General features: G+C 64.8%; 24 protein-coding genes and 1 pseudogene. All 25 read left to right on the forward strand.

Annotated features, from left to right (window positions below):
• Nucleotides 1–149: elongation factor Tu (tuf, locus tag LAN61_15725; protein ID MBZ5541965.1), on the forward strand; the 149-nt coding region annotated here is incomplete at its 5' end.
• 7 nt (nucleotides 150–156) lie between these two features.
• Complete coding sequence (gene rpsJ / locus LAN61_15730; protein MBZ5541966.1) at nucleotides 157–486, forward strand: 30S ribosomal protein S10; 330 nt, start codon at nucleotides 157–159, stop codon at nucleotides 484–486.
• 35 nt (nucleotides 487–521) lie between these two features.
• Complete coding sequence (rplC, locus tag LAN61_15735) at nucleotides 522–1,163, forward strand: 50S ribosomal protein L3 (protein ID MBZ5541967.1); 642 nt, start codon at nucleotides 522–524, stop codon at nucleotides 1,161–1,163.
• 57 nt (nucleotides 1,164–1,220) lie between these two features.
• Nucleotides 1,221–2,030 carry a 50S ribosomal protein L4 gene (gene rplD, locus LAN61_15740; GenBank protein ID MBZ5541968.1) on the forward strand — a complete coding sequence of 270 codons (810 nt, stop codon included), beginning with the start codon at nucleotides 1,221–1,223 and terminating at the stop codon, nucleotides 2,028–2,030.
• A gap of 3 nt (nucleotides 2,031–2,033) precedes the next feature.
• On the forward strand, nucleotides 2,034–2,330 hold the full coding sequence (locus tag LAN61_15745) for a 50S ribosomal protein L23 (protein ID MBZ5541969.1): 297 nt from the start codon (nucleotides 2,034–2,036) through the stop codon (nucleotides 2,328–2,330).
• Between the two features lie 45 nt (nucleotides 2,331–2,375).
• The gene (gene rplB, locus LAN61_15750; GenBank protein ID MBZ5541970.1) at nucleotides 2,376–3,197 is read left to right on the forward strand and encodes a 50S ribosomal protein L2; all 822 of its coding nucleotides are present in this window, start codon (nucleotides 2,376–2,378) and stop codon (nucleotides 3,195–3,197) included.
• An 89-nt stretch (nucleotides 3,198–3,286) separates the two neighbouring features.
• Nucleotides 3,287–3,538 (forward strand): hypothetical protein, encoded by a 252-nt coding sequence (locus LAN61_15755; protein MBZ5541971.1) that lies wholly within the window; start codon nucleotides 3,287–3,289, stop codon nucleotides 3,536–3,538.
• A gap of 6 nt (nucleotides 3,539–3,544) precedes the next feature.
• Nucleotides 3,545–3,880 carry a 30S ribosomal protein S19 gene (rpsS, locus tag LAN61_15760; GenBank protein MBZ5541972.1) on the forward strand — a complete coding sequence of 112 codons (336 nt, stop codon included), beginning with the start codon at nucleotides 3,545–3,547 and terminating at the stop codon, nucleotides 3,878–3,880.
• A 3-nt stretch (nucleotides 3,881–3,883) separates the two neighbouring features.
• Nucleotides 3,884–4,255, forward strand: a pseudogene (rplV, locus tag LAN61_15765) (50S ribosomal protein L22).
• Nucleotides 4,256–4,404: 149 nt separating this feature from the next.
• Nucleotides 4,405–5,082: a 30S ribosomal protein S3 gene (rpsC, locus tag LAN61_15770; protein MBZ5541973.1), complete on the forward strand. Its 678-nt coding sequence runs from the start codon at nucleotides 4,405–4,407 to the stop codon at nucleotides 5,080–5,082.
• Between the two features lie 41 nt (nucleotides 5,083–5,123).
• Nucleotides 5,124–5,540, forward strand: a complete 417-nt coding sequence (gene rplP, locus LAN61_15775) for a 50S ribosomal protein L16 (GenBank protein ID MBZ5541974.1) — start codon at nucleotides 5,124–5,126, stop codon at nucleotides 5,538–5,540.
• A 2-nt stretch (nucleotides 5,541–5,542) separates the two neighbouring features.
• A complete protein-coding gene (rpmC, locus tag LAN61_15780; protein MBZ5541975.1) occupies nucleotides 5,543–5,758 on the forward strand; it encodes a 50S ribosomal protein L29 in 216 nt (71 codons plus the stop codon).
• A complete protein-coding gene (gene rpsQ / locus LAN61_15785; protein ID MBZ5541976.1) occupies nucleotides 5,755–6,042 on the forward strand; it encodes a 30S ribosomal protein S17 in 288 nt (95 codons plus the stop codon). The genes rpmC and rpsQ overlap by 4 nt, the downstream gene beginning before the upstream one ends.
• Nucleotides 6,043–6,064: 22 nt before the next feature.
• Complete coding sequence (rplN, locus tag LAN61_15790) at nucleotides 6,065–6,433, forward strand: 50S ribosomal protein L14 (protein MBZ5541977.1); 369 nt, start codon at nucleotides 6,065–6,067, stop codon at nucleotides 6,431–6,433.
• A gap of 3 nt (nucleotides 6,434–6,436) precedes the next feature.
• Nucleotides 6,437–6,790, forward strand: a complete 354-nt coding sequence (gene rplX / locus LAN61_15795; GenBank protein ID MBZ5541978.1) for a 50S ribosomal protein L24 — start codon at nucleotides 6,437–6,439, stop codon at nucleotides 6,788–6,790.
• A gap of 19 nt (nucleotides 6,791–6,809) precedes the next feature.
• The gene (rplE, locus tag LAN61_15800; GenBank protein MBZ5541979.1) at nucleotides 6,810–7,373 is read left to right on the forward strand and encodes a 50S ribosomal protein L5; all 564 of its coding nucleotides are present in this window, start codon (nucleotides 6,810–6,812) and stop codon (nucleotides 7,371–7,373) included.
• A 3-nt stretch (nucleotides 7,374–7,376) separates the two neighbouring features.
• On the forward strand, nucleotides 7,377–7,562 hold the full coding sequence (locus LAN61_15805; GenBank protein ID MBZ5541980.1) for a type Z 30S ribosomal protein S14: 186 nt from the start codon (nucleotides 7,377–7,379) through the stop codon (nucleotides 7,560–7,562).
• Nucleotides 7,563–7,572: 10 nt separating this feature from the next.
• A complete protein-coding gene (rpsH, locus tag LAN61_15810) occupies nucleotides 7,573–7,971 on the forward strand; it encodes a 30S ribosomal protein S8 (GenBank protein MBZ5541981.1) in 399 nt (132 codons plus the stop codon).
• A 24-nt stretch (nucleotides 7,972–7,995) separates the two neighbouring features.
• Entirely contained in the window at nucleotides 7,996–8,538 is a 543-nt protein-coding gene (gene rplF / locus LAN61_15815; protein MBZ5541982.1) for a 50S ribosomal protein L6, read from the forward strand.
• A 21-nt stretch (nucleotides 8,539–8,559) separates the two neighbouring features.
• On the forward strand, nucleotides 8,560–8,931 hold the full coding sequence (gene rplR / locus LAN61_15820; GenBank protein MBZ5541983.1) for a 50S ribosomal protein L18: 372 nt from the start codon (nucleotides 8,560–8,562) through the stop codon (nucleotides 8,929–8,931).
• 3 nt (nucleotides 8,932–8,934) lie between these two features.
• Nucleotides 8,935–9,498: a 30S ribosomal protein S5 gene (gene rpsE, locus LAN61_15825; protein MBZ5541984.1), complete on the forward strand. Its 564-nt coding sequence runs from the start codon at nucleotides 8,935–8,937 to the stop codon at nucleotides 9,496–9,498.
• On the forward strand, nucleotides 9,495–9,692 hold the full coding sequence (gene rpmD, locus LAN61_15830) for a 50S ribosomal protein L30 (GenBank protein MBZ5541985.1): 198 nt from the start codon (nucleotides 9,495–9,497) through the stop codon (nucleotides 9,690–9,692). The genes rpsE and rpmD overlap by 4 nt, the downstream gene beginning before the upstream one ends.
• Nucleotides 9,693–9,701: 9 nt before the next feature.
• Nucleotides 9,702–10,199 (forward strand): 50S ribosomal protein L15, encoded by a 498-nt coding sequence (gene rplO, locus LAN61_15835; GenBank protein ID MBZ5541986.1) that lies wholly within the window; start codon nucleotides 9,702–9,704, stop codon nucleotides 10,197–10,199.
• A 7-nt stretch (nucleotides 10,200–10,206) separates the two neighbouring features.
• A complete protein-coding gene (secY, locus tag LAN61_15840) occupies nucleotides 10,207–11,604 on the forward strand; it encodes a preprotein translocase subunit SecY (GenBank protein MBZ5541987.1) in 1,398 nt (465 codons plus the stop codon).
• 68 nt (nucleotides 11,605–11,672) lie between these two features.
• A complete protein-coding gene (locus LAN61_15845) occupies nucleotides 11,673–12,317 on the forward strand; it encodes an adenylate kinase (GenBank protein MBZ5541988.1) in 645 nt (214 codons plus the stop codon).
• Nucleotides 12,318–12,319: the final 2 nt, after the last annotated feature.

Consider the following 12,319-nt stretch of genomic DNA (forward strand, 5'->3'; position numbering starts at 1 on the left):
CGGGAGTGGAGATGGTGATGCCGGGGGACAACATTTCGGCGGAGATCACGCTGATCACGCCGGTGGCGCTGGAGAAGGGGCTGCGCTTCGCCATCCGCGAAGGCGGGCACACCGTCGGCGCCGGCGCGGTCTCGGAGATAATCGAGTAAACCCATGATGAGACAGGGTGACAAGATTCGCATTCGCCTCAAGGCGTACGACCACCGGATTCTGGACCAGTCCACCCGGGAGATCGTGGAGACCGCGAAGCGCACCGGCGCGGACGTAGCCGGGCCGATTCCGCTGCCGACCACGATCAACCGCTGGACGGTGCTGCGGTCGCCGCACGTGGACAAGAAATCGCGCGAGCAGTTCGAAATGCGCACACACAAGCGGCTGATCGACATTCTCGAGCCGACGCCGGACACCGTGGACGCGCTGATGAAGCTGGATCTGCCGCCGGGCGTGGATGTGGAGATCAAGGCCTTCGGGCACGCGGCGAAGTAAGGCAGAAAGAACCTTCGGCGGGAAGAGAGACGCGAATGGCAGTGAACGGGATCATCGGAATCAAGCTGGGCACCACGCAGGTGTTCCAGAAAGACGGCACGGCGGTGCCGTGCACGGTGCTGCAGGCCGGGCCGTGCGTGGTGGTGCAGCGGCGCACGAAAGAGAAGGACGGCTACGACGCAGCGCAGCTGGGGCTGGTGGAGTTCGTGAAGCCGCAGCGGGTCACCAAGGCCATGACCGGGCACTTCAAGAAGGCCAACGTGGCTTCGATGAAGGTGCTGCGCGAAGTGCGCATCGAGGAATCGGCCGACGAGACCAAGACCGGCGACCGCGTGCTGGTGGACCGCTTCACGGCGGGCGAGCTGGTGGACGTCACCGGCGTGAGCAAGGGCAAGGGATTTGCGGGCGGCGTGAAGCGCTGGCACTACCGCGGCGGCGACTCGACGCACGGCTCGATGCATCACCGGGCGCCGGGCGGCATCGGCGGCAGCTCGTTTCCCTCGCGCGTCTGGAAGAACCAGCATTTCCCGGGACACATGGGACATGCGCGGGTGACGGCGAAGAACCTGGAAGTGGTGCAAGTGGACGCGGAGGAAAACCTGCTGCTGGTGCGCGGGTCCGTGCCGGGCCCGAGCGGAGCGGTCATTCTGATCCGCAAGGTCAAGCAGGCTAAGTAAGAGGCTCGCACAGCCCGCAAGCGAGCGGGGCTGGGCGCAAAGGAAAGCGAAAACGTTATGCCGGTCGTGGATGTCGTCAATCTGGATGGGAAGAAAGTCGGCCAGGTGGATCTGGCGGACAGCGTGTTTGCCGCGAAGGTGAACGCGCATCTTCTGCACGAGGCCTCGCGGTGGTACCTGGCCGGCGAGCGCGCGGGGACGCACAAGACCAAGGTGCGCTCCGAGGTGCGGGGATCGGGCAAGAAACTCTGGAAGCAGAAGGGCACGGGCCGCGCGCGCATGGGCTCCATCCGCTCCTCGATCTGGCGCAAGGGCGGCACGGTGCACGGGCCGCAGCCGCGGGATTACAGCTACGCGCTGCCGAAGAAGATGGTGCTGGGCGCGCTGCGCTCGGCGCTGTCGGAGAAGCTGGCGGAGCAGAAGCTGACGATCGTGGACGGCTGGGCGCTGGAAACCAACAAGACCAAGGCGCTGCGCACCACGCTGGACAAGTTGAACGGGCAGAAGACCATTCTGCTGGTGGAAAGCGGCGAGAACCGCAACCTGCAACTGGCCAGCCGCAATCTAGCAGGCGTGAAGCTGGTGGCGCCGCACGTGCTGCAGCCCTACGACCTGCTGCGGCATGACCGGCTGATCTGTTCCAAGGATGCCGCGGCGCGGCTGAGCCGCACGCTGAATCCGGAGAAGCCGGCGGTGGAAGCGGGGCTGGTGGCGACCATCGCTCCGGCGCCGGCAGCCAATGTTTCGGCGGCCCCGGAGAAGAAGGCAGCGGCGCCGAAGGCGGCCGCCAAGAAGGCGGAAAAGCCCGCGGCGAAGAAGGCCGCCAAGCCGGCCAAGTCTTCGCACAAGGCGAAGGGCAAGGACTAAGCCATGGCCATGACGCAATTTCAGATCATCCGCCGGCCGATCATCACGGAAAAAGGGCTGGGCGTGAAGGAAACGCAGCACACGGTGGTCTTCGAAGTCGCCGCGCAGGCGACGAAGACCCAGATCAAGGAAGCCGTGCAGCAGATTTTCAAGGTGAAGGTTGCGGGCGTGCGCACCGCCAATTTCTTCGGCAAGATGCGGCGCCGTGGGCAGTCGGAAGGCTACCGGCGCGACTGGAAGAAAGCCTACGTCAAGCTCGCCGAGGGCGAGAAGATGATCGAGTACGCGGAGAACCTGTAGGGAATTCCCGCGAGGGCGCGGGCGTGCAGAGGACAAGAGGCAACGATGGGACTCAAGAGCTTTAACCCATACACGGCGTCGCGGCGGTTCATTACCGTCCTGGACAAGAGCGCCATTACGAAAGAGCAGCCGGAAAAGGCGCTGCTCGAACCGAAGAAGCGCTCCGGCGGCCGGAACAATCATGGTGAAGTAACGTCGTGGCATCGCGGCGGCGGGCACAAGAAGCAGTACCGCAAGATCGATTTCAAGCGCGACAAGACCGGGATCCCGGCCAAAGTTGCGGCAATCGAATACGACCCGAACCGCTCGGCGCAGCTGGCGCTATTGCATTACGCTGATGGCGACAAGCGCTACATCCTGCATCCGGTGGGACTGGAAGTGGGAATGACGGTGACGACGGGCGAGGGCGCGGACATTCTGCCGGGCAACGCCATGGCCTTCCGGCACATTCCGCCAGGCACCATGGTGCACAACCTGGAACTGTACCCCGGGCGCGGCGGGCAGGTGGTGCGCTCGGCGGGGGGCTCGGCGCAGCTGTTGAGCAAGGAAGGCGATCTGGCGCTGGTCAAGCTGCCGTCCGGGGAAGTGCGCAAGTTTTCGGTGGACTGCATGGCCACGGTCGGCCAGGTGGGCAACGTGGATCACGAGAATGTAACCTACGGCAAGGCGGGACGCACGCGCTGGCACGGCAAGCGCCCGACGGTGCGCGGCGTGGCCATGAATCCCGTGGATCACCCGCACGGCGGCGGCGAAGGCCGCGTGAAGGGCAACCACCCGCAGACGCCGTGGGGCTTCCCGACGCTGGGAGCCAAGACGCGGCAGAACAAGCGCACGGACAAGATGATCGTGCAGCGGCGCAAGGGTTGAAGAAGAGAACGGGCGGCGCAGTGAGGCGGCCCGCTGAGAGAGAAGCGATGCGAGCGACACGGACAAGTCGTTCCACAACAGGGCGGACGGTGAAGCGCACGGCGGTCAAGCGCACGGCGGTCAAGGCGGCCGCCAAGCCGGTGGTGCAGCCCCCGGAGCCGGTGCTGTACCGGCTTTGCAAGCCGGGCTGGTCAGTGGTGGTGGAGCGCGCGCCGCACGCGCAGGGCACACGCTTTGTCTGCCCGTTCTGCCCGCAGTCGCACCGCGTGCCGGGACCGGTGCGGGGATTTAAGAAGATTCGTCGCGCGCAGTGGGGGCGGCTGCGCCGCGTGGAGGAATAGAGAGCAATGCCGCGTTCACTCAAGAAAGGGCCGTTTGTGGACGGCCACCTGCGCGAAAAGGTCGACGGCCTGAACGCGCGGAATGAAAAAAAGGTCGTAAAGACGTGGTCGCGCCGTTCGACGATCGTGCCGGAGATGATCGGGCACACTATCGCGGTGCACAACGGACGGAAGTTCATCCCGGTGTACGTGACCGAGCAGATGGTCGGGCACAAGTTGGGAGAGTTTGCGCCGACGCGCACCTTCAAGGGCCACGCCGTGAAGGCGGCGCTGGAGAGGGCGGCGGGACCGGCGCCCGCAGGAGGCGGCGCGGCAGCAGCACCCGCAGCGCCGAAGGCATAAGCCATGGCTGACGTGACCACGCAATCCGCATCCATCGAAGCGCACGCGCTGTTGCGCTACGTGCACCTGTCGCCGCAGAAGGCGCGGCTGGTGATCGACCTGATCCGCGGGCAGAACGTGAACGCCGCCAAGCGCATCCTGAAGTTTACGCCGAAGCGCGCGGCGCGGCAGATCGAGAAGGTTCTCGACAGCGCCATCGCCAACGCCCAGGTGAAGGCCGACAACGCCGGGACGCCGCTGGACGAAGACGCGCTGTATGTGACCGAGTGTTTTATCAATGAAGGGCCGCGCTGGAAGCGGCTGCGCCCGGCGCCGATGGGCCGCGCGTTCCGCTACCAGAAACGCACGGCGCACCTCTGGCTGGGCGTGAGCGAACATCACGTGGCCGCGCGGGAGCGCGTGGCGGCCGCGGCGGCGGAAGCCGAATCGCAGAAGGGCGTCCGGGGCGCCGCGCGGCGTGTGCGCAAGGCCCTGGTGGGCAAGCCGGCAGCGCCGAAGAAGGGCAAGAAGTAAGGAGAGCCAGAGTGGGACAGAAGACACACCCGTACGGGTTTCGACTGGGCTACAACAAGCCGTGGAAATCGCGCTGGTACGCCGACCGCGACTACGCGGACCTGCTGTACGAAGATACGCTACTGCGCCGCGAGCTGAAGGAACGCCTGAAGTCCGCGGGCATCAGCTCGATCGACATCGAGCGCGCCGCGAACAAGCTGGTGGTGCGCATCTACACCGCGCGCCCGGGCATCATCATCGGGCGCAAGGGCTCGGAGATCGACAAGCTGAAGCAGGAAGTGCAGAAACGCACCAAGCGCGAGGTGCACATCGACATCCAGGAAGTGCACCGTCCGGAGCTGGACGCGCAACTGGTGGCGGAATCGATCGCGCTGCAGCTGGAAAAGCGCGTCGCTTTCCGGCGGGCGATGCGCAAGGCCGTGGATTCGGCGCTGCGCTTCGGCTGCAAGGGGATCAAGGTGCGCGTGGCCGGGCGGCTGAACGGCGCGGAAATCGCGCGCAAGGAGTGGTACCTGCAGGGGCGGCTGCCGCTGCAGACGCTGCGCGCGGACATCGATTTTGGCTTCGCGCAGGCCTACACCACCTACGGGGTCATCGGGGTGAAGTGCTGGGTCTATCAGGGCGAGAACGTTCCGCAACGCGGCGTGCAGCGCACCCGCGAGCGGGCCGCCGCGCCCGCCGCGGTGTAGGGACGAAAGCGCACAGGGACTGAGGAAGCGAGACCACAACGATGTTGATGCCCAAGAAAGTAAAGTACCGCAAGCAGCAGCGCGGGCGCCGCTCGGGGAAAGCGTGGCGCGGCGGGAGCCTGGCGTTCGGGGAGTATGGGCTGAAGGCCCTGGAAGCCGCGTGGATCACCGACCGGCAGATCGAAGCCTCGCGCGTGGCCATCACGCGGTTCATCAAGCGCGGCGGCAAGCTGTGGATCCGGGTTTTCCCGGACAAGCCGTTCACCAAGAAGCCCGCCGAAACGCGCATGGGCAAGGGCAAAGGCGCGCCGGAGAAGTGGGTGGCGGTGGTCAAGCCCGGGCGCATCATGTTCGAAATGGCGGGGGTTGACGAAGCGACGGCCAAGGAAGCGCTGCTGCTGGCAGCGCACAAGCTGCCGATTCTGACCAAGTTTGTCAACCGCGCGGGAGGGCTCTAGAGATGCCGCGGCGTATCGAGAAGCTCCGCGAAGCGGATGCGAAAGAACTGGAACTGCAGCAGCACGAGCTGTCCGAGCAGGTCTTCCGGTTGCGGTTCCAGATGTCCACCGGACAGGCCGAAGCGCTGAAGCGGCTGCGCCAGGCCAAGAAGGACCTGGCCCGCGTGAAGACCCTGCTGCGCGAGCGGGACCTGGAGAAATCGAGGAATTCGCAATGACCAGTGGAACACAGGCAACGCCGGAGCGCCATCAGCGGCAGGAGCTGGTGGGCAAGGTGACCAGCGCGAAGATGCAAAAGACCATCGTGGTGGAGGTGGCGCGGCTGGTGAAGCACCCCAAGTACCATCGCGTGGTGCGCATCTCCAAAAAGTTTTACGCGCATGACGAGCAGCGCGAAGCGCAGCAGGGCGACACGGTGCGCATCATCGCCTCGCGCCCGCTCTCGCGGCTCAAGCGCTGGCGGCTCGCGGAAGTGCTGACCCGCAAGACGTCGGCGGAGTAAGGGAAGACAGGGGAGCCGAACAATGATTCAGATGCGAACCTGGCTGACGGTGGCCGACAATTCCGGCGCGCGGAAGCTGATGTGTATTCTGCCGATCGGCGGCGATGCGGGGTTGAAGGCCGGACTCGGCGACATCGTGACCGCGGCGGTCAAGGAAGCCACGCCGGAAAGCCCGATCAAGAAGGGAACCGTCGTGAAAGCGGTCATCGTGCGCATGCGCAAGGAACGGCGGCGCAAGGACGGCACGTACATCCGCTTCGACGATAACGCCGCGGTGCTGATCAACGACGCGAACGAGCCGGTGGGTACGCGCGTGTTCGGGCCGGTGGCGCGCGAGCTGCGGGACAAGAAATTCACCAAGATCGTCTCGCTCGCTCCGGAAGTGTGGTAGGACATGGCTATGAGCAAACAGGAAGCACAACGACACGTTTTCAGCGTCCGCAAGGGCGACCAGGTGAAGGTGATGAGCGGGCGCGACCGCGGGAAGACCGGGCGGGTGCTCTCCGTCCTTCCCAAGAAGAACGCCGTGGTGGTCGAGCACGCCAACCTGATCAAGCGGCACACGCGGCCCAATCCGGGGAAGAACATCAAGGGCGGCATCGTGGAGAAGGAAGCGCCGATCAACGTCTCCAACGTGATGCTTGTCTGCCCCTCGTGCGGGAAGCACACCCGGGTGGGACACACCGCGATGCCCGATGGCACTCGGACGCGCTCGTGCCGGCGCTGCGCGACGACACTGGACAAGTAGGAGCGAGGCGAAGAAATCCATGACCAGCCGAATGCAGGAACGTTACCGGAAGGAAGCGGTGCCCGCGCTGATGAAGCGCTTCGGGTGGAAGAACCCCATGGCCGTGCCGAAATTGCAGAAGATCACGCTGAACATCGGGCTGGGCGAAGCCAGCCAGAACGTGAAACTGCTGGACACGGCCGCGGTGGAGCTGGGGCAGATCAGCGGGCAGCGGGCCATGCAGACGCGGGCCAAGAAGTCCATTGCCAACTTCAAGATCCGCAAGGGCATGCCCATCGGCTGCGCCGTGACCCTGCGCGGCGAGCGCATGTACGAATTTTTGGACCGCTTGTGCAACGTGGTGCTGCCGCGCGTGCGCGATTTCAAGGGCTTGCCCTCCAACGCCTTTGACGGCCGGGGAAACTACACCCTGGGGCTGAAGGACCAGCTCGTCTTTCCGGAGATCGATTACACCCGCGTGGACAAGATCAAGGGCATGAACATCACCCTGACCACCACGGCGAAGAACGACGAAGAAGGCCGCGAGCTGCTGAAGCTGCTGGGTGTGCCGCTGCGCACGGCCAGCGTAGCGAAGGAAGGATAGCGAATGGCGCGTACAGCCAAGATTGCCAAGACCAAGAAGAAGCCCAAGTTCAAGGTGCGGGTGCGCAACCGCTGCCGGCTGTGCGGGCGCGCGCGGGGCTATATCCGTAAATTCGAACTGTGCCGCATCTGCTTCCGCGGCATGGCCCTGCGGGGCGAGATTCCCGGGGTAGTGAAAGCGAGCTGGTAAGGACCATACGATGCAGACTGATCCGATTGCCGATTTTCTGACGCGCATCCGCAACGCGGTGGCCGCCAAGCACGCCCGGCTGGATGTGCCGGCCTCCAAGTTGAAGGTGGAGATGGCGCGCATTCTCAAGGACGAAGGCTACATCGCCACCTACAAGATGGTGGACGAGAACAAAGTGCGCAAAACCCTGCGCATTTTCCTGAAGTACACGCCGGACCGCAGAAGCGTGATTACCGGCCTGCGGCGGATTTCCAAGCCCGGCGCGCGGCGCTACACCGGAGCTCTGGAGATCAAGCCCGTGGTGGGCGGGTTGGGGATCAGCATCGTGACCACCCCCAAGGGCCTGATGAGCGGCCGGGCCGCGCGCAAAGCCCGCGTCGGCGGCGAAATACTCTGCGAAGTGTGGTAGCCAGCGAAGGACGAGGACAAGACGATGTCACGTATCGGGAATAAACCGATTCCGGTGCCGAGCGGCGTGAAAGTGGCGCTGCCGGAGGGCCGTGTCGAAGTGCAGGGGCCGAAGGGCAAGCTGGCGGTGCCGCTTCCGGCGGGCATTCAATTTGCGCAGAAAGAAGGCGTGCTGACGGCCACGCGAGCCACCGAACAGCACCGCGCGGTGCATGGACTGGCGCGGGCGCTGGTGGCCAACGCAGTCCGCGGCGTGACCGAGGGCTTCAAGAAGGATCTGGACATCGTGGGCGTCGGCTACCGCGCGGAACTCAAGGGCAAGGCGGTGAACTTCGCGCTGGGCTACTCCCACCCGGTGGTGTTTCCGATCCCCGAAGGCATCACCATCACCGTGGAGAAGCAGACGCACCTGGTGGTCAGCGGCGCGGATAAAGGGCAGGTCGGGCAGGTGGCCGCGGATCTCCGCGCGCTGCGCCCGCCGGATCCCTATAAGCAGAAGGGCGTGCGCATCACCGGCGAGCGCCTGAAGAAGAAGGCCGGCAAGGCCGGAGCCAAGGCCGGCGCGTAAGGAGAAGCGAACGTGGCTAGGATATCGGTACGCAGGATTTCGCGCGACGAGCACCGCCGGCGGGTGCATGAGCGCGTGCGCATGAAGGTGCAAGGCACGCCGGAGCGGCCGCGGCTGTGCGTGTACCGCTCGCTGGGGCACATCTACGCGCAGATCATCGACGACCGCACGGGAAGCACGCTGGTCTCCGCGAGTTCCGTGGACAAAGAGACCAAGAAGCAGCTCAAGGGCGGCGGCAACATCGCCGCGGCCAAAGTGATCGGCAAGGTCGTGGCCGAGCGCGCCAAGGCCGCGAAGATCGACAAGGTTGTGTTTGATCGGGGTGGCTACAAATATCACGGCCGCGTAAAAGCGCTGGCCGATGCGGCAAGGGAAGCGGGGTTACAGTTCTAACCTATGTCCAAGCAAATTTTACGGGATAGCCTAGCGGTACGGCGGCTGCTGGAAGTCAACCCAGCGGACCTCAAAGACGACGTGATCGCGATCAACCGCGTCACGAAAGTCGTCAAGGGCGGCAAGAACATGAGCTTTTCGGCGCTCGTGGTCGTGGGCGACCATCACGGGCATGCCGGCTTCGGCATGGGCAAGGCGCGCGAAGTGCCCATGGCCATCAAGAAGGGCATCGAGCAGGCCAAGAAGAACCTGATCAAGCTGAACATGAAGGGCACCACCATCCCGCACCAGGTGCTGGGGCGCTACGGCTCGGCGCAGGTGCTCCTGAAGCCGGCCTCGGAAGGCACGGGGGTGATCGCCGGCGGTCCGGTGCGCAAGGTGATGCAGGTGGCGGGAATTACCAACGTGATGACCAAGTCCATCGGCACCTCGAACCCGCACAACGTGGTCAAGGCCACCTTCGCGGCGCTGCTCAGCCTGAAGGACGCGGCGCAGGTCGCGGAAACGCGCTCGAAGACCGTGGAAGAACTGACGGGCAAGCAGAAAACGGCGGGAGAACGCGCATGACGGGCGAGAAAAAACCGGCCGGCACGGTGAAGGTCAAGTGGGTCAAGAGCGATATCGGCAGCACGGATGACATCCGGCAGACCATCAAAGGTCTGGGACTGCGGAAGATGAACCGCGTCGTCGAGCGGCAGGATACCCCCGAAGTGCGCGGGATGATTCACAAGGTCCGGCACCTCGTGGTTGTGGTGGAGTAAGGGGCGGAGATGGCGACCAAACAGACGGGCGAGCGCAAAAAAGAAGCAGGCAGCCGCAGGCCGGTAAGCCTGTCGAACCTCAAGCCCCCGCAGGGCTCGCGCGGGCGCAAGGTGCGCGTGGGCCGCGGCATGGGCTCGAAGCTCGGCAAGACCGCCGGCCGGGGCAACAAGGGCCAGAAGGCCCGCACCGGCTATCAGCGGCGGCGGGGTTTTGAAGGCGGGCAGATGCCCCTGCACCGGCGCATGCCCAAGCGCGGCTTTCACAACCCGTTCGGGCAGGCGTTTTCGGTGGTGAACGTGGAAGAGCTGAACGTGTTTTCGGCGGGCGACACGGTGACCCCGGAACTGCTGCGCGCGCATGGTTTCGTGCGCCGGGCCACGGACCCTATCAAGGTTCTGGGCGAAGGCGAACTGAAGACCAAGCTGGCTGTGCACGCCCAGGCCTTCAGCGAGTCCGCCAAGCAGAAAATCACCGCCGCGGGCGGAACCTTCGAGGTCGTGGCCTAGGGCGCGCATGAACCAATTCCTACAGGCACTGGCGAATCTGTTCCGCATCGAGGACCTGCGGAAGCGGCTGCTGTTTACCCTGGCGCTGCTCGCGGTGTACCGCATCGGCGCGCACATTCCCACCCCGGGGATCAACACCGCGCTGCTGCAGCAGCTCTTCGAGCAGAGCAAGGGTTCGGTGCTGGGGATTTTCGATCTCTTCAGCGGCGGCAACTTCCGCCGCCTGACGATTTTCGCCCTGGGCATCATGCCCTACATCACGTCGTCCATCATTTTGCAGCTGCTCACGGTGGTCTTTCCCTACCTGGAGCGCCTGCAGAAGGAAGGCGAGCTGGGACGGCGCAAGATTACGCAGTACACGCGGTACATGACCATCGCTCTGAGCATCATCCAGTCGGTCGGTATCGCCTCGACCCTGCAGGCGCAGACCATGAGCGGGCAGTCGCTGGTTTATCATCCCGGCGCGGCGTTCATGCTGATGACCGTCCTGACGTTGACCACTGGCTCGGCCTTCATCATGTGGCTGGGGGAGCAGATCAGCGAGCGCGGAATCGGCAACGGCATGTCGCTGATCATTTTCGTGGGCATCGTGGTCGGGCTGCCGCGGGCGATTGCGGACCTCTACGAAAAAGCCAAGACGGCGGCCTGGGGGCCGTTCACTCCGCTGGCCCTGCTGCTGCTGATCGGGCTGATGATCGCGGTGGTGGCCTTCATCATCTACGTGGAGGGCGGGCAGCGGCGCATTCCGGTGCAGTACGCCAAGCGCGTGGTGGGCCGCAAGGTGCTCGGCGGGCAGATGACCTACCTGCCGCTGCGCGTCAATTCCGGCGGGGTGATTCCGCCGATTTTTGCGAGCTCGCTGCTGGCCTTTCCGGCGACCGCGGCGCTGGTCTTCCCGCACTACAAGTTTATTAAGGACATCGGGGACTGGCTGCGGTGGGGCGAACCCCTGTATACGGCGGTCTATGTCACGCTGATTCTGGTCTTCGCGTTTTTCTACGTGGGGATCGTCTTCAATCCGACCGAGCTGGCCGACAACATGCGCAAGAACGGCGGTTTCATCCCCGGGATCCGTCCGGGACGCAACACCTCGGAGCACATCAGCCGGATTCTGAAGCGGCTGACGTTTATCGGTGCGGTGTACCTGGCGATGGTCTGCCTGTTGCCGGAGTGGATGATCGCGGGCATCAAGCTGCACCACCTGTGGATGGTCGGGCCGTGGTTTGACGCGCACTTCCCGCGCTGGATTCTGGAAGGGCTGGGCGTGCAATTTTATTTCGGCGGAACTTCGCTGCTGATCGTCGTGGGCGTGGCCATGGACACGGTGCAGCAGCTCGAGGCCCAGCTGGTCATGCGCAATTACGAAGGGTTTGCACGAAAGGGCCGGGTGCGTAGCCGGCGGTGATCGAGGAGAGCGGCTTGGCCGAAGCCGGACAATTGAAGATACGCCCCCTCGAGAAGCTCGACCGCGCGGTGATCTTTATCGGACCGCCCGGGGCCGGCAAAGGGACGCAGGCGAAGGAGATTACGCGGCTCTATGGAGCGCCGCACCTCTCGACGGGGGACATGTTCCGGGAACACGTCGAGAAGGGAACGCCCCTGGGGCTGCAGGCCAAGCCCATCATGGAGAGCGGCGGGCTGGTGCCGGACCCGATCGTGATGGGCATGATCGGAGAGCGGATTTCCCGGCGGGATTGCGCGCACGGTTTCGTGCTGGACGGCATCCCGCGCACGGAAGCGCAGGCCAAGTGGCTGGGCGAGTTGCTGAAGCAGGATGGTTTCGGGCGGCCCGCGGTGATTCACTTTGTGGTGGATCCGGGGCTGCTGTTGAAGCGGCTGACGGGGCGGCGGATGTGCCTGGTGGGCGGCGAGATTTACAATGTGTACGAGCGCCCGCCGAAGGTGGCCAACCGCTGCGATCACGACGGTGGCGAGCTGGTGCAGCGCCCGGATGACCGCGAAGAAGTGATCGGGCCGCGGCTGAAGGCCTACGAGGAACAGACGGCGCCGCTGGTGGAGTACTACCGGTCGCAGGGCCTGCTCGCGGATGTGGACGCGGCCGCGGAAGTGCCGGACGTGACGCGCCGGGTGATGGAGATTCTGCGCAAAGCGCGGTGAAG

Source organism: Terriglobia bacterium, assembly GCA_020072785.1.
Lineage (GTDB): Bacteria > Acidobacteriota > Terriglobia > Acidiferrales > UBA7541 > Acidiferrum.